The following is a 21,092-nucleotide window of genomic DNA, read 5'->3' on the forward strand; positions in this document are numbered from 1 at the left end:
GCCTTGGCTATCCGCTTTTTTTCGGGTCGACCCAACCCGACGCATGATTTTTCAGGATTGCGGCACATGCACGAGCATCCGCTTCATCGCTTTTTCAAGTCCAAACGTGAACAGCCCGTCTTTCAGTGGGAGCGCTTTCAGCAGCGCGACGTGCTGGTAATCGATCACCCGCATTGTCAGGCCGTGTTCAGCCGTCAGGGCGCGCAGTTGTTGCACTTCAAGCCGACGGGGCAAAAGCCCTGGCTATGGTGCGCGGCGAAATGGCCGCAGGTAGGCGCCATTCGTGGTGGAGTACCGATCTGTTGGCCCTGGTATGGCCGTCATCCTAGCGAAAATGCCTGGCCGTCCCATGGGTGGGCGCGGTTGATTGACTGGAAGTTGCTGGACAGTCATGCCGACGAAGAAGGCGTGAGCCTGCACTGGCGTTTGCAACTGTGCGACTGGCAAGTGGACCTGCACGCCCGCTTGGGTGAAAGCATGACGCTGCGCCTGAGTACCGAACACCAGGACGACGAACCTTGCCACATGAGTCAGGCACTGCGCGCCTATTGGCGTATTGGTGACGTTGCTGAGGTAGCGCTGTCCGGGCTGGACGGGGTGGTGGGTTATGACCAGTTGAATCGTGAGCCGTGCGAACAAAAAGGCGAGTTGCGGGTGGAAGGCGGTTGCCAGCGCGTGTTTCACCACGACGGTGAAATGCAACTCAACGACCATGCCTGGCAGCGCGCGCTGAGCATTGATACAGGCGACAGCGGCAACACCGTGGTGTGGCACCCCGGCAAACGGCCGCTATTGGGCGTCAGTTGGAGTGAAGTCATGGGGTTTGTGTGTGTCGAATCCACCAGTGGTGGCACCCGGCACCAGAGCCTGGCGCCGGGTGAGCAAGCGCATTTGAGCCTGCATGCCCGGGCGGGGTTATGTCATGCCTGATGAGCCTGCGGCTCGCGCTTGGACTTGACCGGCCCGGCGCTTACTCCAGCTCATCGCCCACCGGGTAACGGCTGGCGTTGAGGCTTTCTTTGATCTTGCGCAGGTGTGGCTGGAAGTCGACGCCACGGCGCAGGGTCATGCCGGTGGCCAGCACGTCCAGCACGGTCAGCTGGATAATGCGCGACGTCATGGGCATGTAGATGTCCGTGTCTTCCGGCAGCGGAATGTTCAGGCTCAAGGTGCTGGCTTTGGCCAGGGGCGAGTTTTCAGCCGTCAAGCCCAGCACCGACGCGCCATTGGCCCGTGCAATGCGCGCCACTTCGACCAGTTCTCGGGTGCGCCCGGTGTACGAAATAATCACAAACAGCTCGCCCGTGTGGGCCACCGACGCAATCATGCGTTGCATCAACACGTCGGCGTGGGCCGTCACCGCCAAATTGAAGCGAAAAAACTTGTGCTGTGCATCCAGCGCTACCGGGGCCGAAGCACCCAGGCCGAAAAAGTGGATCTGCCGGGCCTGAATCAGCAGGTCTACGGCGCGGCTGATCAGATTGGGGTCCAGCGCCTGGCACGCGCTGTCGAGCGAGGCGATGGCGCTGCCGAAAATTTTCTGGGTGTAAGCGGCGGGGTTGTCGTCCGCTTCCACGGCACGGCTGACATACGCGGCGCCGCTGGCCAGGCTTTGCGCCAGTTGCAGCTTGAGCTCGGGGTAACCGCTGACGCCGAACGAGCGGCAGAAACGGTTGACGGTCGGCTCGCTGACCGACGCAGCCTGGGCCAGCGCCGCAATGCTGAAGCGGGTCGCCTGCTGCGGGTTTTGCAGAATGACCTCGGCCACCTTACGCTCGGCCTTGTTCAGCTCTTCGAGGCGGCCTTTGATTTGTTCGAGTAGATTGCGCACGCGGTCCATTTATGTTCCTTGGGGCGTCGATGCAAAAGAGCCGCATGCGAATGCGGCGCTGAAAGGTGGCCTATCCTACTGTTGGCCCGATACCACCACTAGTAGCAATCTGCATTTAGAGAAAATGTTGTGTTTATTACTACATTTCTCCTTGAGTGATGCCTTGAAAAAAGGTATTTGTAGCTTAACTTGATAAAAGAACCAACATCATGTCTTCGATTACGGTTGAACCGTGCACCTTTGCCTTGTTTGGCGCCCTTGGCGATCTGGCGTTGCGCAAATTGTTCCCTGCTTTGTATCAACTGGATCGCGCCGGTTTGCTGCATGACAACACGCGGATTCTGGCGTTGGCTCGCGAGCCGGGCGACGCACTCACGCATCTGGCCCATATTGACAGCCAGTTGCGCCAGTACGTGGGCGACAAGGAAATCGAAGATCAAGCCATCGGCCGCTTTTTGGCCCGATTGAGCTACCTGCATGTGGATTTTCTCAAGACTGACGATTACGTGGCGCTGGCCGAACAGGCGGGCACCGCACAACGCTTGATCGCCTATTTCGCCACACCGGCGGCGGTGTACGGAGCCATTTGCGAAAACCTGTCCCGCGTTGGCCTGACTGAAAACACCCGCGTGGTGCTTGAAAAACCGATCGGCTCGGACCTTGAATCCTCGCGCAAGGTCAATGACGCCGTGGCGCAGTTCTTCCCCGAGAACCGCATCTACCGCATCGACCATTACCTGGGCAAAGACACCGTTCAAAACCTGATCGCCCTGCGCTTTGCCAACAGCCTGTTTGAAACCCAGTGGAACCAGCGTTACATCTCCCACGTGGAAATCACCGTGGCGGAGAAGGTTGGGATCGAAGGGCGCTGGGGCTACTTTGACAAGGCCGGGCAACTGCGCGACATGATCCAGAATCACCTGTTGCAGCTGTTGTGCCTGATCGCGATGGACCCGCCTGCGGACCTCTCGGCCGACAGCATTCGCGACGAGAAGGTCAAAGTGCTCAAGGCGCTGGCGCCGATTACCCCGGAGGGTCTCACCACCCAAGTGGTGCGCGGCCAGTACATCGCCGGTTACAGCGAAGGGCAGTCGGTGCCGGGCTACCTGGAGGAAGAAAACTCCAACACCCAGAGCGACACCGAAACCTTCGTCGCGCTGCGGGCTGATATCCGCAACTGGCGTTGGGCGGGTGTGCCGTTTTACCTGCGCACCGGTAAGCGCATGCCACAAAAGCTGTCGCAGATCGTCATCCATTTCAAAGAACCTTCGCACTACATCTTCGCCCCGGAGCAGCGTCTGCAAATCGGCAACAAGCTGATCATTCGCCTGCAACCGGACGAAGGCATTTCGTTGCGCGTGATGACCAAAGATCAGGGCCTGGACAAGGGCATGCAACTGCGCAGCGGGCCATTGCAATTGAATTTTTCCGACACGTATCACAGTGCTCGGGTCCCGGACGCTTACGAGCGTCTGTTGCTGGAAGTCATGCGCGGTAACCAAAACCTGTTTGTGCGCAAAGACGAAATTGAAGCGGCATGGACATGGTGCGACCAGTTGATCGCCGGCTGGAAGAAGTCTGGCGATGCGCCCAAGCCTTACGCGGCGGGCTCCTGGGGACCGATGAGTTCCATTGCCCTGATTACCCGAGACGGGAGGTCCTGGTATGGCGATATCTGATTTGAAACTGCCTGAAGGCGTCATTGCGCACACCTTCACATCACCGGCGGTATTGGCCGATGAACTGGCCGCGGCTGTGGCCGTGCAATTGACCGACGCGATTCAACAGCAAGGCACGGCCACGCTGGTGGTGTCGGGCGGTCGCAGCCCGGTAGCGTTTTTTCACAGCCTGATCAAACAGCCTGTCGACTGGTCGCGCGTGGTGGTCAGCCTGGCCGATGAGCGCTGGGTGCCGGTTGAACACGCCGACAGCAACGCCGGCTTGCTTAAAAAACACCTGCTGCAAGGCCCTGCAGCCAAGGCCCGCTTCGTGGGGCTGTACAACGTGGCGGCCAATCTGGAAGAGGCCGCGCAGCAGGCCGATCGCCAGTTGGCCGAGTTACCGCCAATTGACGTGCTGATCCTCGGCATGGGCGATGACGGTCACACGGCCTCGCTGTTCCCTGACAGCCCGAATCTGGCCAGCGCACTGGACCTCAATAACCAGCGCCGCTGCTGGCCGATGCTGGCGCCGACCGTGCCGCATCAGCGCCTGAGCATGAGTCGCAGCCTGCTGAGCAGTGCAAAGCACACTGTGCTGTCGATTCAGGGGCCGGCCAAATTGAACACCCTTAACACGGCGTTGGCTGGCGATGATGTTGCTGCCCTGCCGATTCGAGCCTTTCTGCAACCTACGTTAGAGATTTACTGGTGCCCATGAGCCAAGGATCAGCTGCCATGCAAACAACCACCCCGAACGTTTCGATGGCTGAGAAAGTCGCCCTGATCGATGCGCTGTGTGCCAAGGCCCGGATCCTGCCGGTCATCACCATTGCGCGTAAGCAGGACATCTTGCCGCTGGCCGATGCGCTGGCCGCGGGCGGTCTCAATGCCCTTGAAGTGACCCTGCGTTCGGAGTTCGGGCTGGAGGCGATTCGCATCCTGCGCGACCAGCGCCCGGAGCTGGTGACGGGCGCTGGCACCATCCTGGACCGCCATATGCTGGCAGCAGCCGAAGAAGCCGGCTCGCAATTCATCGTCACGCCGGGCATCACCCGCGACCTGTTGCAAGCCAGTGTGGCCAGCGACATTCCACTGCTGCCGGGTATCAGCAATGCGTCGGGGATCATGGAAGGCTACGGGCTGGGGTATCGCCGTTTCAAATTGTTCCCAGCCGAGGTCAGCGGTGGCGTTGCGGCCATCAAGGCGCTGGGCGGGCCGTTCGGTGAAGTGAAGTTTTGCCCGACCGGGGGCGTCAGCCCGGCCAACATCCGCAGTTACATGGCGCTTAAAAACGTCATGTGTGTAGGCGGCAGCTGGATGCTCGACAGCGAGTGGATCAAAAACGGCGATTGGGCCCGCATCCAGGAATGCACAGCGGAGGCGCTGGCGCTGCTGGACTGAGGGTTGTTTCACGAATGTGTTGTGTGTTCTACGGTTTTTCGGTGCGCTTGGTCGGCGCACCTTTTTTTTGCCTGTGTGTTTTGCCGTGAGGCGCGATTGTTAGCCCACAGCCAGCTCACGCAACGCCCGGATCAATTGATGGATGTCATCCCGCGTCGTGGCCATGCCCACGGTGATGCGAATGCAACTGCCGCACGCCGAGCCATTACGCGCCACAGTCAATAGGTTGTAGTCCTTGAGTAGGCGCTCGACCATCGGCTGCTGATCGTCCAGGTGGGTAAAGCGCAACGAGGTGATGGCGCAATACAGGCGCGGGTCGTCGGGCGTCAGCACTTCGATACCCGGCAGCGTGCGCGCTTCACGCACCCACAGATCGCGCAGGGCCCTGAGGCGCTCGCCCTTGGCCTTGGAACCTCCCAGGTCGAGGTGTTCTTGCAGCACTTTGGGCAGGCTCAACCACGCCGGAATGTTGGGCGTCCCGTATGGGGCACGGTTGCGGATGTCCGGTTCCGGGTAGTGCTGGCTGCCCATGTCCGGCGCTATGTCGGCCAACCGCTGCGGGTCGATGTACATAAAGCCCAGCGTCAATGGCGCACCGATCCACTTGTGCAAGTTGAAACCGGCAAATGCCACGCCCATGCCCGGCAGGTCGAAGTCGATCTGCCCCAGCGCGTGGGCGCCGTCCAGAATGACATCGACCCCATGCTCTTTCGCTAATTCGATAATCGCCTGCACCGGCATCACCAGCCCTGTGCGATGGGTGACGTGGGTCAGGGCCATCAGTTTGATGCGCGGGTGTTGCGTAAAGGCTTCTCGATAGCCGTTGAGCAGGCTCTCGTACGTGGCGGGGTGGGCATGGGTGATTTCAATCATCTCCAGTCCGCGTTGCTGTGCCACCCAGCGCATGGCGTATTCGACGCTGTGGTATTCGAGGTCGCAGATCAGCAACTGGTCACCGGGCTGCAAGCCTGTGTAGTTGCGGATCAGCGACTGCAAGGCGTCCGACGCGCGGTTGGTCAGGGCAATACTGGCGGGCTCGACCTTCAGCACGTCGGCCAAGTGAGCACGGATTTCAAGGCTTTGCGTGCCGTCGAAGCGCTGACGCACGTGCACTGAGTTGCTGCGGTTAATAAAGTCGACCTGACGCTGGTAGTCCTGCGCGACGCCGCGAGTCATGCGTCCAAAGTAGCCGTTCTCAAGATTGATCGGGCCGGGGGCCACGTCGTAGCGTTGAGCGATGGCGTGCCAGAAGTGTTCGTCGCGGGCGTTGTCTTCAATCCTTGGCATAGGGGGCGCTCTGTCAATGGCGAGGTTTGGGTTTTCCGTGTTTGGCGCGCAACGGGTCAAGCAGATCGGACAGCCCGTTGTGATCGATCTCTTGCATCAAGGCCAGCAAGCCACCCAGCTCTCCATGGGGGAAACCTTCGCGGGCAAACCAGTTCAGGTACTGGCCGGGCAAGTCAGCAATGATCCGGCCTTTGTATTTGCCGAACGGCATTTCGCGGGTTACCAGCAGTTCGAGTTTTTCGGGGTTCATGGTTCGGCCTTTTCTGGCGTGAAACGTTGATCTGGAAAATACAGGCATTCTGCATGCAGGCCAATTGACAGATCATGCAAAAAAACCGGATACAGAAGTTCAGTTAATTATTAAGTCTTTGTTTTTAAAAGGTTTTATAAAAATTAAAAGTCTGGCACGGGCCATGCAATCTCTATTGCACGATCCTCAACCTTGTAAGGAATTGAACAATGACTGACATCAATAAAGAATCCATCAAAGTTTTGAACGATCTGATCGAAACCAGCAAAGACGGCCAGGAAGGTTTCAAAACCTGTGCAGAAGACATCAAGCACCCTGAACTCAAAGCCCTGTTTGCCAAGCGTTCCGCTGATTGCGCAACCGCCGCCGCTGAACTTCAGGCAGAAGTGCGCAAACTTGGCGGCGACCCGGAGACCAGCACCAGCGTTGCCGGTGATTTGCACCGCCGTTGGGTGGACGTGAAGTCCATGTTTACCGGTAAGGATGAAGAGGCTGTGCTGAACGAAGCCGAGCGTGGTGAAGACCATGCGCTGAAGGCTTACAAAGAAGCCCTTGAGAAAATCACCAAGCATAACCTGCTGGGTATCCGTGACCTGGTAGAGCGCCAATATCACGGCGTACAACGCAATCACGATCAGGTGAAAGCGCTGCGCAACCAGGCGCGTGCTCAGTCTTAAGTTCAGGCTGAAATGAAAAAACGCCGGTTATCCGGCGTTTTTTTATGCGTGTCATTCAGCCAATGCTGATGGCGGGCAAGGTGGGCAGGGTGACGGTCTGTTGCTTGCGCGGGGCGAGGATTTCGGCCTCACCGTCCACCACCAGTTCGTCGCGCTGATTGAATACGCGGGTGGCAATACGGACGCGAAATTTTGGCAGTTTTTCCAGGATTTCCAAGCGTACGGTCAGGGTGTCGCCAATCTTCACCGGTTTTTGGAAGCTCATTTGCTGACCGATGTAAATGGTGCCGGGGCCGGGCAACTCGCAGGCGACGGCCGCGCTGATCAGAGCGCCGCTGAACATGCCGTGCGCAATGCGCTCCTTGAACATGGTTGCCGCGGCGAACTCCGGGTCAAGGTGGACCGGGTTGTGGTCGCCGGACATGGCCGCAAACAGTTGAATGTCACGCTCTTCCACAGTTTTGCTGTAGCTGGCCGTCTGGCCGACTTCGAGGGCTTCGTACGGGGTGTTGGTAACTTGAGTCATCTAGCGCATGTCCTGTGCCGGTTTTAATTGCAAGTTTTTGATTCTAATGGCTTTTTTAATGATGCTGGGTGTTCATTCGCTGCGCGCGGGCCGTGGGTGAGTCAGTGCCTGTTCGAGCCAGGCAATCACGTCGGCCATCACCGCATCGCGATTGGTTTCATTAAACAGTTCGTGCCGCGCCTGGGGGTACACCTTCAGTTGTACCGACTTATTGCCCGACTGGCGCAAGGCATTGGCCAAGTCAGTGAGACGCTTGCCTGCACTGACCGGATCACATTCCCCGCCAATGATCAGTATTGGCAGGCTCGCGTCGATCTGCGACAGGTTCGCGGGTGTGCTGATTTGCTGCAAACCGCCCAACAGATCGATCCAGAACTGGTTGGTACAGCGAAACCCGCACAACGGATCTGCCGCGTAGGCATCGACCTCGGCAGGGTCGCGGCTGAGCCAGTCATAGCGGGTGCGATTGGGCTTGAAGGCTTTGTTGAATGAACCGAACGACAGCCAGTCGATCAGCGCACTGCGCCCCGTTGGTCCCTGGCGCCAGCGTTCAAAGCGGGCAATCAGGCTGGCCGCGCGGTAGAGCATGGCCGGCTGGAAGTTCGACGCACTGAGGATCGCGCCGTGCAGGCTGGCGCTGTGGTGCAGCAAATAAGATTGAGCGACGTAACTGCCCATGCTGTGCCCCAGCAAAAACACCGGAACACCGGGATGTGCCTGATTGATGTGCTGTTGCAGGGTGGCCACGTCGCTGACCACGGCACACCAGCCGTCGTGATCGGCAAAATAGCCCGGCGTGCCGCGTTCGGCGGTCTTGCCGTGGCCACGCTGATCGTGGGCGTACAACCCAAAACCGGCACTGCACAGGGCGTCCCCCAGCCGTGCATAGCGCCCGCCATGTTCCGCCATGCCATGGGCCAGCAACACAATGGCTTTCGCTGCGCCAGCGGGCAGCCAGCGATTGACGAAAAGACCGGTGCGGTCATTTGCATCCAGCCAAAAACTGTCCGTGGTCATGGTGAGTCCTTCCTCGCGAGTCGTAGCAGTGTATAGCGCATTTGCGCGCTGGCCACTCAACCGGCGGCGTCGCAGCAAAACAATTCAAGATGTAAATGGCGAAGATCGCTGTATTTGCCTACTACTTGAGAACTGTTAACGTCCGCAGGTTCCGCTTTTTAGTGCATGAAAGAGGCGGCCAGACTGGCTCAGGTAAGAGGATAAAAACAATGCAACCTGATTTCTGGAATGACAAACGTCCCGCCGGTGTACCGCTGGACATCGATATGACGGCTTTTACGTCGGTCGTGGATGTGTTTGAACGCTCCTGCAAGAAATTCGCCGACCGGCCCGCTTTCAGCAATTTGGGGGTGACCCTCACGTATGCCGAGCTTGAGCGTCACAGTGCGGCATTTGCCGGGTATTTGCAGCAGCACACCGACCTCAAGCCGGGTGACCGCATCGCGGTGCAAATGCCCAATATCCTGCAATACCCCATCGCGGTATTCGGTGCGCTACGTGCCGGGTTAGTGGTGGTCAACACCAACCCGCTGTACACCTCCCGTGAAATGCGCCATCAGTTCCAAAGCGCCGGTATTCGTGCGCTGGTGTACTTGAACATGTTCGGCAAGCGGGTGCAGGAAGTCTTGCAAGACACCGAGATCGACTACCTGATTGAAGCCAAAATGGGCGACATGATGCCCGCGGTTAAGGGCTGGGTGACTAACCTGGTGGTCGACAAAGTCAAAAAGCTGGTACCGGCCTACAACGTGGCGCAGGCGGTGTCCTTCAAAACCGTTTTGCACCGTGGCGCCGGTCAGCCGCTTCACGCCCTGAACGCGACCCTGGATGACATTGCCGTGCTGCAATACACCGGTGGCACCACCGGTTTGCCCAAAGGCGCGATGCTCACCCACGGCAATCTGGTTGCCAATATGCTGCAAGTGCGAGCGTGCCTGTCGCAGCATGACGCCCAGGGGCAGTCGATCCTGCGCGACGGACGCGAAATCATGATCGCGCCGTTGCCGCTCTACCATATCTATGCCTTCACCGCGAATTGCATGTGCATGATGGTCACCGGCAACCACAACGTACTGATTACCAACCCGCGTGACATCAAGGGGTTTGTCAAAGAGCTGAGCAACTGGCGCTTCACGGCGTTTCTGGGGCTTAACACGTTGTTCGTGGCGTTGATGGATCACCCGGATTTCAAGGCGCTGGACTTCTCCGGGCTTAAAGTCACCAACTCCGGCGGTACGGCCTTGGTCAAGGCCACGGCCGAACGCTGGGAGAAACTCACCGGTTGCCGCATCGTCGAAGGCTATGGCCTGACCGAAACGTCGCCGGTGGCCAGCGCCAACCCGTGTGGTTCGTTGGCACGGCTGGGCACGGTGGGTACGCCAGTGCCGGGCACTGCGATGAAAGTCATCAGTGACGACGGGGTCGATCTCGGGTTGGGGGAGCGAGGCGAGTTGTGCGTCAAGGGCCCGCAGGTAATGAAAGGCTACTGGCAAAATCCGCAAGCCACCGCGGAAGTACTCGACGCCGAAGGCTGGTTCAGAACCGGCGATGTGGCGGTGATTGACCCGGATGGATTCGTGCGCATCGTGGACCGCAAAAAAGACCTGATCATCGTGTCCGGTTTCAATGTGTACCCCAACGAAATCGAAGACATCGTCATGGCTCACCCGAAAGTGGCGAACTGTGCGGTCATCGGTGTGCCGGACGAGCGCACCGGGGAGGCGGTCAAATTGTTCGTAGTGGCACGTGAGGGCGGGGTTACGGTTGAAGAACTCAAGGCCTACTGCAAAGACAACTTCACCGGTTATAAAGTCCCGAAGCAAATCGTGCTGCGCGAGTCATTGCCCATGACCCCGGTGGGCAAGATCTTGCGCCGTGAGTTGCGTGATATCGCCTGATTCGTTCAACCAGGCGACAAACGCCCGTTTACGCGACGTGAACGGGCGTTTTTATTCGTCTCCATTAATAGGACCTGCGTGCCGCCTCCGCCCGGAGAGGCCCGGAATAGAAGGGGTTTGAACGATATTGAGTTTTTATTCTAATGATGACTTAGGATTGTCCTACAGTCAGGTTGGTTACTTTGAAGCCCACTTTTGGCTCTAGGCGGCCTTTGGCAAAGCTGCTACTCTCGGCGCGCTTTGTGACTTCTCGGTAAGTAAAAAGCCAGAGTTATCAATTATAAAAATCAAACAAATAATAACCGCATCAAATGCGGTGAAGAATTCGCGTCGCTGAGGAGTGGGCTTCCATGTTTGAAGGCTTTTGGAAGGATAAGTACCCAGCTGGGATTGCTGCTGAAATCAATCCGGACGAATATCCAAATATCCAGACGGTACTGAAACAATCTTGCCAACGCTTCGCCGACAAACCGGCGTTCAGCAACCTTGGCAAAACCATCACCTACGGTGAACTGTACGAATTGTCGGGTGCCTTTGCGGCCTATCTGCAACAGCACACTGACTTGCAACCCGGCGATCGCATCGCTGTTCAATTGCCTAATCTGCTGCAATACCCCATCGCTGTGTTCGGAGCCATCCGCGCCGGCTTGATCGTGGTCAACACCAACCCGCTGTACACCGCGCGGGAAATGGAACACCAATTCAATGACTCGGGCGCCAAGGCGCTGGTGTGTCTGGCGAACATGGCGCACCTGGCCGAAAAAGTCGTGCCCCAAACGTCCGTCAAATACGTATTCATCACCGAAGTGGCCGACCTGCTGTCTCCGTTCAAGCGCGTGCTGATCAACAGCGTCATCAAGTACGTGAAAAAAATGGTGCCGGCCTATCACTTGCCCAATGCCATCAAGTTCAACGATGTGCTGAGCAAAGGGCACGGCCAGCCGGTCAGGGATGCCAACCCGCCGAGCAGCGATGTGGCCGTGCTGCAATACACCGGTGGCACCACCGGCGTGGCCAAAGGCGCGATGCTGACCCATCGCAACCTGATCGCCAACATGTTGCAGTGCAAGGCGCTGATGGGCTCCAACCTCAATGAAGGTTGCGAAATCCTCATTACGCCATTGCCGCTTTACCACATCTACGCGTTCACCTTTCACTGCATGGCGATGATGCTGATCGGTAACCACAACGTGCTGATCAGCAACCCTCGTGACCTGCCGGCCATGGTCAAAGAACTGTCGAAATGGAAGTTCAGCGGTTTCGTGGGCCTGAACACCTTGTTTGTGGCGCTGTGCAACAGCGAAGCATTCCGCAAGCTGGACTTCTCCGCGCTTAAAGTCACGTTGTCGGGCGGCATGGCCTTGCAGTTGTCCGTGGCCGAACGCTGGAAAGCCGTGACTGGCTGCCCGATCTGCGAAGGCTATGGCATGACCGAAACCAGCCCGGTGGCGTCGGTCAACCCGATTCAGAACATCCAGGTCGGCACCATCGGTATTCCGGTCCCGTCGACCCTGTGCAAAGTCATCAACGATGCCGGTGAAGAGTTGCCGCTGGGTGAAGTGGGCGAACTCTGCATCAAGGGCCCGCAGGTCATGAAAGGGTACTGGGAGCGCCCTGACGCCACCGACGAAATCATGGACAGCGAAGGCTGGTTGAAGTCGGGTGACATTGCCATCATCCAGCCGGACGGCTACATGCGCATTGTCGATCGCAAGAAAGACATGATCCTGGTCTCGGGCTTCAATGTGTACCCCAACGAACTGGAAGACGTGATGGCCTCGCTGCCGGGCGTGCTGCAATCAGCGGCCATCGGCATCCCGGACGAGAAAACCGGCGAGTTGATCAAGGTCTTCATCGTGGTCAAGCCGGGCATGACGCTGACCAAGGAGCAAGTCATGGCGCACATGCGTGCCAACCTGACGGCTTACAAGGCGCCGAAAATCGTTGAATTCCGCGATTCATTGCCTACGACCAACGTGGGCAAAATCCTGCGTCGCGAGTTGCGTGACGAAGAACTGAAAAAGCTTGGCCTGAAAAAGTAACTGCCCGAATACGACAAAGCCCCGCCATGCGGGGCTTTGTCGTTTGTGCAACGGGTTATTTTTGCAAGAACTGGGCGAAGTTCACGCCCGTGCCGGTCGGGCGTACGTCCTGCAAGAACGAATCCTTGTCAGCGCTCAGTTCCAGGCTCATGGTCGGCGTGCGCTTGTGGGTGGCGCGTACCACCATGCCTTCGCGTTTCTCGCGCAGAAACGCCGTGGTCACTTTCAGGTGCAGCAGTTCATCGGTGCTCGGCGTGTGCAGCAGCAGGTGCACCCATTCGTACTGACCAACGGCCAGACGGGCCAGCGGGATGTCGAACCACCAAATATTCTTGTTGGTGTTGAGTGAGGCGAAGTGACCGTTGTTAACGCCGATCACTGCACCGCCAAGTGCCTGGTTTCTGCGAGCAATGGCCTGCTTTTTATCGAGTTTCATAACCTTCCTGTCTTTCTGGATCTTCAGCGCCTGAGCCTGAATACGTCGCGCATTCTCGGGGGTTCGCGGGCAAACATAAAGCCCAACCTGCGCCGGGCGATGAAATGACTCACAGAAAATAAATGAAACTCCTCCGTAAAGCGTCAGGTCAATCCTAATGTCGAGTTAATGACATCCGAAATTTCACTAGGAGAAATCCCATGAGCAGCACTGGCGATAAGATCAAAGGCATGGCGAACGAAGCAGTAGGCAATGTCAAACAAACGGTTGGCAAAGCCACTGATAACGACAAACTGCGCGCAGAAGGCAAAGCCCAGGAAGTGAAAGGCGAAGGCCAGCAGGCGGTGGGCAAGGCCAAGGATGCGGTCAAGAAGACCGTCGACAAAGCCTGAACAGCGCTGGATCCTGAGGGCAATTGATTTGCCTGAAGAAATAAATGACGGCCATCCAGTGATGGCCGTTTTTACACGTTGGGCGCGGACCTGTTTCCAAAGTCGCCAACTCGACTACTTTTGAGGTAAAACCCCCACCTGAAGTTGTTGTATGGCTTGTAAACCCTCTCATTGAGCGGCGAAAGGAGACGCTATGTTATTTCCGGTCTTGAATGGCCTGCCGTTGGGCAAAGTGTTGATCCGTACGGTCAAGGAATTCATTGACGATGAGATGTCGACGTACGCCTCTGCGTTGGCCTATCAAATGTTGTTTTCGTTGTTCCCGTTCATTCTGTTTCTGATCGCGCTGATCGGCTTTTTGCACCTGCCGGACTTCTTCAGCTGGCTGCGCCTGCAATCCGAACTGGTATTGCCGCCGCAGGCGCTGGAACAGGTCAACCCGGTGATCGACCAGTTACAACAGTCCAAGGGCGGTTTGCTCTCGGTGGGTATTGTGATTGCCTTGTGGACCGCCTCGGCCGGTGTGCGCCTGATGATGAGCGCCATGAACGCGGCGTATGACGTGGTAGAAGGGCGGCCTATCTGGAAGCGTTTGCCGCTGTCGATTTTTTACACCATCGGTCTTGCGGGCATGTTGCTGGCTGCCGCCGCGTTGATGGTGCTGGGCCCGCAAGTGATGAGCTGGCTGGCGGGGCAGGTCGGGCTTGAAGAATTTGTGGTGACGCTGTGGACGATCCTGCGCTGGCCGGTGATCGTGCTGCTGATGATGGTTGCCGTGGCGGTGATGTATTACGTGATGCCCGATGTCGAACAGAAGTTTCGTTTCATTACACCGGGCTCGGTATTGGCCGTGGTGGTGTGGATCGCCGCGTCGTTGGGGTTTGCCTTTTACGTCAAGACGTTCGCTGATTACAACGCCATGTACGGCAGCATCGGGGCAATCATCGTGCTGTTGTTGTATTTCTACATCTCGGCAGCCGTGCTGCTACTGGGGGCAGAAATGAACGCAGTGATCGAGCACATGTCCGCCGAAGGCAAGGACCCGGGTGAGAAAACGTTCGATGAAGCGGACGATCCCAATCCCAAGCAACATGTTTCCGGCCTTGGCCGCGACCATTCCCTTACATCCCCCTCAGATGAAGCCTGACTATGATTCGTGAAATTTTGAAAATGGGCGATGAACGTCTGCTGCAGGTCGCCAAACCTGTGCCGGATGACATGTTCGACTCGCCCGAGTTGTGGCAATTGATCGATGACATGTTGCAAACCATGGAACATGCCGGTGGCGTCGGTCTGGCTGCGCCGCAAATCGGGGTGGATCTGCAACTGGTGATTTTCGGGTTCGAACACAGTGAGCGTTACCCGGATGCCGAGGCGGTGCCGCAGACCATTCTGATCAATCCGCTTATCACGCCGTTGAGTCCGGAGGTCGAAGAGGAGTGGGAAGGGTGCTTGTCGGTGCCGGGTTTGCGCGGCGCGGTGGAGCGTTACCAACGGATCCGCTACGAGGGCTTTACGCCCAAAGGCGAACCGGTTGTGCGCGAAGCGCAAGGGTTCCACGCACGGGTGGTGCAGCATGAATGCGATCACCTGATTGGCCGCCTGTACCCGTCGCGGATCAAGGACTTCAGCAAGTTCGGTTATATCGAGGTGCTATTTCCGGAGCTGGAGCCTGGCACGCTGGAGTAAACGTCCTGCCTCTGTGGTGGCTGCCTCGTTTTTGTTGAGGCAGCGACTACAGGCCGATCCCCAGCGCGACCATCGCTTTGTTACGTTGGTAACGCACCAGCCGCTCATGCAAGGCATGGGGCAGTCGGGTATCGAGCGAGAACCCCAACCTTTCATAAAAGCCCTGCAACCCTGGGTCGCAAAACAACCAGACCGGCCCGTCGCAGGCCGACACCGCGCGATCAATCAGCGTCGCCGCGACACCTTGTTTGCGCCACTCGGGCGCGACAAACACACCCGTCAACCAATAGCCGTTTGCCACTGGTCGCAGGCACAGCCCGGCGATGATTTCTTCTTGCCGCGCCACCCACAATTGCGCGTCTTTGACCGCTTTCATTGACGACTGATGGTGGCGGTAAAACTTGTTCATCAATGGCCATAAAGGCGCATCGAGCAGGCTGTAGACAAGGGTGGTCATGTGGGAACTATCGGTGGAGAAGTCGGACGCCAGTATATACAAAGGCCTGTGGCGCATCCCGCATCGTCCGTTTGGGAACGTTTTGCAAAATGGGCGGTGCGCCGCAAATTGATGGCCTTTTGCTTGCAACCCTTCATTGGCTGGCTATGCTCATTAATTACGGGGCGCGAATAACGAATGCTTGAATCCCCCGAGGTGCGCCTGGCTCCAGCGGCATGAGCCTTGCAAGCTGATGGTTTGTTGTGTCTTGAAGCCTATGACGTATCAATAGACAGCATCTCCAGGGATTGAGCCATGTTCGATTTACATCGCAAAGCTGACTTGCTTGAAAATCAACGCCTGAGTTGTTCACTCGAGGAAATGAAGGCCAAGGTAATGGCCATCAGTCGCTCCATGGCCATCATCGAATTTGCCCCCGACGGCACTATTCTCGATGCCAACGATAATTTTTGCCGGGTCATGGGTTATCCCGTCGAAGAGCTACGCGGCAAGCATCACCGCCTATTTTGCGAAGAGCCTTACACCCGAAGCGAAGAGTACGCACGATTTTGGCGCGCGCTGGGTGAGGGCGAAGCCATGAGTGGCACTTACCTGCGACTCGATAAAAGCGGCCGTGAAGTCTGGCTTGAGGCCAGCTATATGCCGATCATTGGCGCCGACAAACAGGTCAGCAGCGTGATCAAAGTGGCGGCGGACATCACGCAACGTATCCACACCGAACATGAGAACGAAAGCATCGTGAACGCCTTGAGTCGTTCCATGGCGCTAATCGAGTTTTCGCCGGACGGTTGCGTAATCAACGCCAATCAGAACTTTCTCAACACCATGCATTATTCGTTGGCAGAGATTGTGGGCCAGCACCATGGCATGTTTTGCACGCCGAGCGAACGAGAGTCGGCGCAGTACAAGACATTTTGGGCGTCACTCAACCGCGGCGAAGTGCACTCGCGACGATTTGAGCGGCTCGATAAATATGGCCGTCAGGTGTTCCTTGAGGCCTCCTATAACCCGATCTTCGATGCCAAGGGCCGTTTATACAAAGTGGTGAAATTCGCCAGTGATATCACGGCTCAAGTCACCAACCTGCAAACAGCGGCCGAATCAGCCCATGCCACTTCGGTGCAAAACGATGCAAGTGCGCAGAAAGGTTCTGAGGTGGTTCAGCAAACGGTGCAAATCATCGAGGCCATCTCCCAGGACCTGAACGAGGCAGCGCAGAGCATCGATGCGGTCAGCAAGCAATCGGACAGCATCGGCAAGATTGTGCAAACAATTCGCAGCATCGCCGATCAGACCAACTTGCTGGCACTCAATGCGGCCATTGAAGCGGCGCGTGCCGGAGAGCATGGGCGGGGTTTTGCCGTGGTGGCCGATGAGGTCAGAAGCCTGGCCGCGCGCACCAGTGCGGCAACCGTGGAAATAGTGGAAGTGGTGCGCAAAAACCACGACTTGTCCCTTAATGCCGTCAACAGCATGCAATCGAGTTTGAGCCGAACAGGATTAGGCGTTGAACTGGCCAATGAAGCCGGGGTGGCGATTCTGGAAATTCAGCAAGGCTCCAGGCACGTGGTAGACGCTATCAGCCAGTTCAACGCCACGTTGCAGTTGCACTGACAGGTCCTTCGCATTGTCTGTCAGCGATGACAGGCAAGCGCTAAACCTGCTCTTCTTGTTTGTGTCGGGCACTTTCAGCGTGTTTGAGGGCTTCTTTGTGTTGCATCAAATCGCTGATTTTGTCGTTGATCGCTTGCTGCTTTTCGGGCGGCATGGCTTTTACGTCGTCCTCGGTCAGGCCCATTTCCTTCAAAAACTGTTCACGAATGCGCTGCGCCACAGGCGTGTCCATGTAGTCCTTGAAGGCTTGGGTGGCAGTTCCTTGGGTGGCAGCGGTTTCAGGCACGCTGGCCTGCAACAGCACGCGGGTTTTGGCGAAGGCGGCGTTGACGTTATCGGCCTGAGCATTGCCGGCCGCCGACGTCGGCGTGGCTTGAATATTGGTCAGCGGCTGGCTGTTTTGCAGTTGACCGTTGTACAGCGCGCTGGCGGCCCCTGTGACAGGGTCCAGGTCCGGGCGCTGGGTCTTCAGGAGGGTCAAGGTGTTTTGCGCAGTAACTAGCATGCGTGAGCCCTGTTCAAATCGTGGATAGCCACTTATCGAGCAATTAGCATGCCGGGCACGTTAACCCCCGTCCCGCGCGGGGCCTGGCGGTCAACGGCAAGGCCGGGCGGAGAAACCTTGCCGCCCGCTTGCCGCTTTTGGGCCGGTTAAGGATTAACTGCTTTCGCGCACCATCAATTCAAACCCCATGTCTTGCACAGGATTGGCGACTCGATTACCGGCCATCAGGGTCAGCATTTGTTCCGCCGCACGACGGCCAATGGCTTCGCGAGGCGTGCGAATGCTGCTGAGCCGCGGCACCATAAACTCGGAAGAGGGCAGGTCGTTGAACCCCAGCATGGCGATTTGTTCAGGGATTTTGATCCCGAACCGCGCCGCTTCCAGCAAGGCGCCGTGGGCAAGGTCGTCATTGCCGAAGAAAATGGCATCCACCTGCGGGTGTGCGGCTATCAACTGCAAGAACAACTCGCCACCCAGCCCCACGGATGAAGGGCGTGGCGTCAGCACTTCAAGGTCCGGGTTGTAAAGGCCGACGGCTTGCAGCGCGCGCCGATAGCCTTCACCGCGCAGCAAGGTGCGTTGGTCGAGTTGCGCCCCTATATAAGCCAGGTGTTGACGGCCGCTGGAAATCAAATGGTGCGCGGCGGTCTCGCCCGCTTCCAACTGGGAGAACCCTACGCAGTTCAGTCCGGCGCCCGCGTCCAGTTCCATCATGTACACGCAGGGCACATTGCTGGACTCGATCATGCGCCGTGAGCTTTCAGAGCGATCGAACCCGGTCAGCAGCAGCCCGCGCGGCTGGTACGCCATGTAGTTGCGCAGCAGGTCTTCTTCTTCGTCACGCGAGTAATGGAAGTTGCCGATCAAGACTTCAAAACCCTTGGGTCGTAATACCGAATGGATGGCTTCGAGGGTGTCGATAAACAGCAGGTTGGACAACGACGGGACTAAAACCACCACCGAATGGCTCTGGGCCGAGGCCAGGGCGCGTGCCGCAGGGTTGACCACGTAGTTCAGGTCGGCGGCGGCCTGGCGCACTTTTTCGGCCAGTTCGGTGGCCACACTGCTGATGCCGCGCAATGCGCGCGAGGCTGTAATAGGGCTTACGCCTGCCAGTCGGGCGACTTCATTGAGGGTCGGACGGCCCGTTGTGCGGGTATTTTTATCGTTTTTGACGGAGGTCATCGCGGCTTGCCAAACAAAAAACAAGCCACTAAGGTAGCGCTGTCCACGGATGCCCGCAATTGCCTGATTGTCGGCACTCCGGTTACCCCAGCTTTGTATGTCGAGAGCGTCACCGCGTCTCCCCACAAAAATGAGAAATAGACGTCGGTAGCCCCGGCTTTGTGCTTTGCTTTCAGGTACTGAACGCACGGACAAAGACAGCGCTGTCTACGGACTGAGGTGTTTCATGAGTCAACCTATCACTGCCCTGGTCATCATGGGTGTTGCCGGCTGCGGCAAATCCAGCGTGAGCCAGGCATTGTGCCTGCTCAATGGCGCGACCCCGATTGAGGGTGACGCGTTTCACCCCGCGGCCAACATTGCCAAGATGAGTGCCGGGATCCCCCTGACCGACGACGACCGTGCCGGATGGCTGGCCAGCCTGGCAGACGAGTTGCGCCTTGCCGTTGAGCGGGGCCAGCGCCCGGTATTGACCTGCTCGGCGCTCAAGTTGCGTTATCGCGAGCGTCTGCGCAGCGCCGTCGACGGTTTGGGCTTCGTGTTCCTTGAGTTGACGCCCGAAGTAGCGGCAGATCGGGTGGCTCATCGCCCCGGGCATTTCATGCCCAAAACCCTGATTGACAGCCAGTTCGCTGCCCTTGAATCGCCGGTCAATGAACCTCTGGTGTTGACCCTGAACGCGGCCACCCATGACATCGATGAGCTGGCGTCTCAGGCCCGCGATTGGTGGCATGAACATTCGTTGCAGACAACCCCATGATTTTGCATAAAAAAGACAGCGCTATCCGACTCATCCCCGGCTGCACATTCGCGCCCGATAACAACAACAAGCCAGGAGACGCCCCATGCTAGGCATGTCCCAGAACACCTTTCTACTGCTTGACGCTGTCGTCACCATCATCGGGTTGATCGTGTTGATCACCCGGTTCAAGCTGCATCCGTTTATCGCGTTGATTATTGCCTCGGCGTTCCTCGGCCTGACCTCGGGCATGCCTACGGACAAAATCATCAAGTCTTTCCAGGACGGGTTCGGTGGCGTGCTGGGCTTTGTCGGCATCATCCTCGCGCTGGGCACCATGCTCGGCAAAATGATGGCCGACTCAGGCGGGGCCGATCAGATCGCCCGCACCCTGATTCGCGCGTTCGGTAAAGAGCGCGTGCAGTGGGCGATGATGTTCGCTGCGTTTCTGGTGGGCATTCCGCTGTTTTTCGAGATCGGGTTTGTCCTGCTGATTCCGTTGGTGTTCATCGTGGCGCGCCGCACCGGCGTGTCGTTGATCAAGATCGGCATTCCGCTGCTGGCCGGTTTGTCTGCCGTTCATGGCCTGGTGCCACCGCATCCGGGACCGTTGCTGGCCATTGGGGTCTTTGGCGCAGACATCGGTAAGACCATTCTGTATGGCCTGATCGTTGCCTTGCCGACGGCCATCATCGCGGGGCCGATCTACGGCAGCTTTATCTCCAAGTACATTCCCGGCAACCCGTCCCAGGAACTGGTGGATCAACTGGCCAGCGAGCCGGAATCCAGCAGCCTCCCGAGTTTCGGCATCACGCTGGCCACAGTGTTGCTGCCGGTGTTCCTGATGTTGCTCAAGACCTTTGCCGACGTGGCGTTGCCCGACGGTAACTTCTTCCGCGGCTGGATGGACATGATCGGCCACCCGATCACCGCGCTGTTGCTGGCCTTGCTGCTGTCGCTGTACACCTTTGGCGCGCGCCAGGGCATCGACTCCAAGCGCATCCTCAAATTGCTGGACGCGAGCCTGGCGCCGACGGCGGCGATCATTTTGATCATTGGTGCTGGCGGTGGTTTCAAGCAAATGCTGGTGGCCAGCGGTGTGGGCGACGTGATCGGTCACATGGCGGTGAATGCGCAAATTTCGCCGATTCTACTGGCGTGGCTGGTGGCGGCGGTGATTCGGATTGCGACCGGTTCCGCGACCGTTGCAACCATCACCGGCGCAGGCATTGTGCTGCCGGTGGTGGACTTGATTCCGGGCGTGAACCGCGAGCTGCTGGTGCTGGCGACGGGCGCAGGTTCGTTGATCCTGTCCCATGTGAACGATGCGGGGTTCTGGCTGGTCAAGCAGTACTTCAACATGACCGTGGCTGAAACATTCAAAACCTGGACCGCGATGGAAACCATTCTGTCGGTGGTCGGTTTGATCTTCATCCTGCTGCTGTCGCTGGTGGTTTAAACCCCAGCCCCCGCCGGCGCGAATGC

At 57.9% G+C, this 21,092-nt stretch carries 21 protein-coding genes and 2 pseudogenes; 14 read left to right on the plus strand and 9 right to left on the minus strand.

Going from position 1 to position 21,092, the window contains the following annotated elements; translation table 11 throughout:
* Positions 1-66: 66 nt before the first annotated feature.
* Positions 67-930 carry a D-hexose-6-phosphate mutarotase gene (locus BKD70_RS11045; RefSeq protein WP_047277048.1) on the plus strand — a complete coding sequence of 288 codons (864 nt, stop codon included), beginning with the start codon at positions 67-69 and terminating at the stop codon, positions 928-930.
* Positions 931-970: 40 nt separating this feature from the next.
* On the opposite strand, the gene BKD70_RS11050 is transcribed toward BKD70_RS11045, so the two are convergent.
* The gene (locus BKD70_RS11050) at positions 971-1,831 is read right to left on the minus strand and encodes a MurR/RpiR family transcriptional regulator (RefSeq protein WP_169835829.1); all 861 of its coding nucleotides are present in this window, start codon (positions 1,829-1,831) and stop codon (positions 971-973) included.
* Positions 1,832-2,040: 209 nt separating this feature from the next.
* Between BKD70_RS11050 and zwf the strand changes: the two genes are divergently transcribed.
* Genes zwf through BKD70_RS11065 form a run of 3 tightly spaced genes read left to right on the plus strand, consistent with a single transcriptional unit; the run spans position 2,041 to position 4,893 of the window.
* Positions 2,041-3,510, plus strand: coding sequence for a glucose-6-phosphate dehydrogenase (zwf, locus tag BKD70_RS11055; RefSeq protein WP_047277044.1), 1,470 nt, complete (start codon positions 2,041-2,043; stop codon positions 3,508-3,510).
* Entirely contained in the window at positions 3,497-4,210 is a 714-nt protein-coding gene (gene pgl / locus BKD70_RS11060) for a 6-phosphogluconolactonase (RefSeq protein WP_047277042.1), read from the plus strand. Before zwf ends, pgl begins: the two co-directional genes overlap by 14 nt.
* 17 nt (positions 4,211-4,227) lie before the next feature.
* Complete coding sequence (locus BKD70_RS11065; RefSeq protein WP_047277040.1) at positions 4,228-4,893, plus strand: bifunctional 4-hydroxy-2-oxoglutarate aldolase/2-dehydro-3-deoxy-phosphogluconate aldolase; 666 nt, start codon at positions 4,228-4,230, stop codon at positions 4,891-4,893.
* Between the two features lie 99 nt (positions 4,894-4,992).
* On the opposite strand, the gene BKD70_RS11070 is transcribed toward BKD70_RS11065, so the two are convergent.
* Both BKD70_RS11070 and BKD70_RS11075 read right to left on the minus strand, forming a co-directional pair.
* Positions 4,993-6,180, minus strand: coding sequence for an aminotransferase class V-fold PLP-dependent enzyme (locus tag BKD70_RS11070; protein ID WP_047277038.1), 1,188 nt, complete (start codon positions 6,178-6,180; stop codon positions 4,993-4,995).
* 13 nt (positions 6,181-6,193) lie between these two features.
* Positions 6,194-6,430 (minus strand): DUF3820 family protein, encoded by a 237-nt coding sequence (locus BKD70_RS11075; protein WP_019693207.1) that lies wholly within the window; start codon positions 6,428-6,430, stop codon positions 6,194-6,196.
* Positions 6,431-6,639: 209 nt separating this feature from the next.
* Between BKD70_RS11075 and BKD70_RS11080 the strand changes: the two genes are divergently transcribed.
* Entirely contained in the window at positions 6,640-7,107 is a 468-nt protein-coding gene (locus BKD70_RS11080) for a PA2169 family four-helix-bundle protein (RefSeq protein WP_047277035.1), read from the plus strand.
* A 55-nt stretch (positions 7,108-7,162) separates the two neighbouring features.
* On the opposite strand, the gene BKD70_RS11085 is transcribed toward BKD70_RS11080, so the two are convergent.
* The gene (locus tag BKD70_RS11085; RefSeq protein WP_047277033.1) at positions 7,163-7,633 is read right to left on the minus strand and encodes a MaoC family dehydratase; all 471 of its coding nucleotides are present in this window, start codon (positions 7,631-7,633) and stop codon (positions 7,163-7,165) included.
* Positions 7,634-7,705: 72 nt separating this feature from the next.
* Positions 7,706-8,650, minus strand: a complete 945-nt coding sequence (locus BKD70_RS11090) for an alpha/beta hydrolase (protein ID WP_047277031.1) — start codon at positions 8,648-8,650, stop codon at positions 7,706-7,708.
* 209 nt (positions 8,651-8,859) lie between these two features.
* Between BKD70_RS11090 and fadD2 the strand changes: the two genes are divergently transcribed.
* Entirely contained in the window at positions 8,860-10,548 is a 1,689-nt protein-coding gene (gene fadD2 / locus BKD70_RS11095) for a long-chain-fatty-acid--CoA ligase FadD2 (protein ID WP_047277028.1), read from the plus strand.
* 350 nt (positions 10,549-10,898) lie between these two features.
* Entirely contained in the window at positions 10,899-12,590 is a 1,692-nt protein-coding gene (gene fadD1, locus BKD70_RS11100; protein ID WP_047277026.1) for a long-chain-fatty-acid--CoA ligase FadD1, read from the plus strand.
* Positions 12,591-12,645: 55 nt separating this feature from the next.
* Here fadD1 and BKD70_RS11105 read toward each other — a convergent pair whose 3' ends face one another.
* A complete protein-coding gene (locus BKD70_RS11105; RefSeq protein WP_047277025.1) occupies positions 12,646-13,026 on the minus strand; it encodes a hypothetical protein in 381 nt (126 codons plus the stop codon).
* A gap of 200 nt (positions 13,027-13,226) precedes the next feature.
* Between BKD70_RS11105 and BKD70_RS11110 the strand changes: the two genes are divergently transcribed.
* The 3 genes from BKD70_RS11110 (at position 13,227) to def (ending at position 15,107) form a co-directional block, all read left to right on the plus strand.
* Positions 13,227-13,418: a CsbD family protein gene (locus BKD70_RS11110; protein WP_047277023.1), complete on the plus strand. Its 192-nt coding sequence runs from the start codon at positions 13,227-13,229 to the stop codon at positions 13,416-13,418.
* Positions 13,419-13,611: 193 nt separating this feature from the next.
* Positions 13,612-14,565 (plus strand): YihY/virulence factor BrkB family protein, encoded by a 954-nt coding sequence (locus tag BKD70_RS11115; RefSeq protein ID WP_047277021.1) that lies wholly within the window; start codon positions 13,612-13,614, stop codon positions 14,563-14,565.
* Positions 14,566-14,567: 2 nt separating this feature from the next.
* The gene (def, locus tag BKD70_RS11120) at positions 14,568-15,107 is read left to right on the plus strand and encodes a peptide deformylase (RefSeq protein WP_047277019.1); all 540 of its coding nucleotides are present in this window, start codon (positions 14,568-14,570) and stop codon (positions 15,105-15,107) included.
* A 46-nt stretch (positions 15,108-15,153) separates the two neighbouring features.
* Here def and BKD70_RS11125 read toward each other — a convergent pair whose 3' ends face one another.
* Positions 15,154-15,564 (minus strand): GNAT family N-acetyltransferase, encoded by a 411-nt coding sequence (locus tag BKD70_RS11125; RefSeq protein WP_047277017.1) that lies wholly within the window; start codon positions 15,562-15,564, stop codon positions 15,154-15,156.
* Between the two features lie 393 nt (positions 15,565-15,957).
* Between BKD70_RS11125 and BKD70_RS25625 the strand changes: the two are divergent.
* Positions 15,958-16,629 (plus strand): annotated as a pseudogene (locus BKD70_RS25625) (PAS domain-containing protein); the annotation flags it as partial.
* Between the two features lie 117 nt (positions 16,630-16,746).
* Positions 16,747-17,178, plus strand: a pseudogene (locus BKD70_RS25630) (methyl-accepting chemotaxis protein); the annotation flags it as partial.
* 40 nt (positions 17,179-17,218) lie between these two features.
* Here the strand turns inward: BKD70_RS25630 and BKD70_RS11135 are convergent.
* Together BKD70_RS11135 and BKD70_RS11140 are read right to left on the minus strand one after the other, a co-directional pair.
* Complete coding sequence (locus BKD70_RS11135) at positions 17,219-17,683, minus strand: hypothetical protein (RefSeq protein ID WP_047277014.1); 465 nt, start codon at positions 17,681-17,683, stop codon at positions 17,219-17,221.
* A gap of 153 nt (positions 17,684-17,836) precedes the next feature.
* Positions 17,837-18,868, minus strand: coding sequence for a LacI family DNA-binding transcriptional regulator (locus BKD70_RS11140; protein ID WP_047277012.1), 1,032 nt, complete (start codon positions 18,866-18,868; stop codon positions 17,837-17,839).
* Between the two features lie 226 nt (positions 18,869-19,094).
* Here BKD70_RS11140 and BKD70_RS11145 point away from each other — a divergent pair, with 226 nt between their 5' ends.
* On the plus strand, positions 19,095-19,628 hold the full coding sequence (locus tag BKD70_RS11145; RefSeq protein ID WP_047277010.1) for a gluconokinase: 534 nt from the start codon (positions 19,095-19,097) through the stop codon (positions 19,626-19,628).
* A gap of 85 nt (positions 19,629-19,713) precedes the next feature.
* A complete protein-coding gene (locus BKD70_RS11150) occupies positions 19,714-21,066 on the plus strand; it encodes a GntP family permease (RefSeq protein ID WP_047277009.1) in 1,353 nt (450 codons plus the stop codon).
* Positions 21,067-21,092: the final 26 nt, after the last annotated feature.

The sequence above is a fragment of the Pseudomonas sp. BS-2016 genome (genome assembly GCF_001806145.1).
In the GTDB taxonomy this organism is placed as follows: domain Bacteria; phylum Pseudomonadota; class Gammaproteobacteria; order Pseudomonadales; family Pseudomonadaceae; genus Aquipseudomonas; species Aquipseudomonas lundensis.